Genomic DNA, 377 nt, shown 5'->3' with positions numbered 1-377 from the left:
GCCGCCTTGGCGGTAAACGCCGACTGCGACGCCACCAACTGCGGAATATGGGCATCCAACAAACTCATAGCGATTCCTTTCGATTCGACTTTCCGTTACTCGTTGTCAGCTCACCAGGCTGGCAAACGCCTGTTCGGTGCCCGCTCCCAGGACATCCGACTCCCAGGTAGCCGGCAGCATCGGCACTTGCGAAGCACCGCCGTACCCGGCGCCCTCTACTGCCGTCAATCCGCAGGGCTGTGCGACGTTCTCCTTGCCGTCCGTGCCGGCAAACCCCAACGTCCCAGCACCACGATCGGAAGCCCCCGCCGACGACGGCGGGCTCCCGGAAGCCGGCTGCACCGCTGACACCAACCGCGCCCGCCCCGCCGTCGCCC

General features: G+C 66.3%; 1 protein-coding gene and 1 pseudogene. Both read right to left on the bottom strand.

Annotated elements, in window-relative coordinates:
* A pseudogene (locus tag BST40_RS29910) lies at nucleotides 1-68 on the bottom strand (type VII secretion protein EsxS); the annotation flags it as partial.
* Between the two features lie 37 nt (nucleotides 69-105).
* A partial coding sequence (locus BST40_RS28595) for a PPW family C-terminal domain-containing PPE protein (RefSeq protein WP_208618966.1) occupies nucleotides 106-377 on the bottom strand: 272 nt, incomplete at its 5' end.

The sequence above is a fragment of the Mycobacterium persicum genome (genome assembly GCF_002086675.1).
Lineage (GTDB): Bacteria > Actinomycetota > Actinomycetes > Mycobacteriales > Mycobacteriaceae > Mycobacterium > Mycobacterium persicum.
Note: the sequence above shows the minus strand (reverse complement) of the source record. Positions and strands in the feature narration are given on the sequence as shown.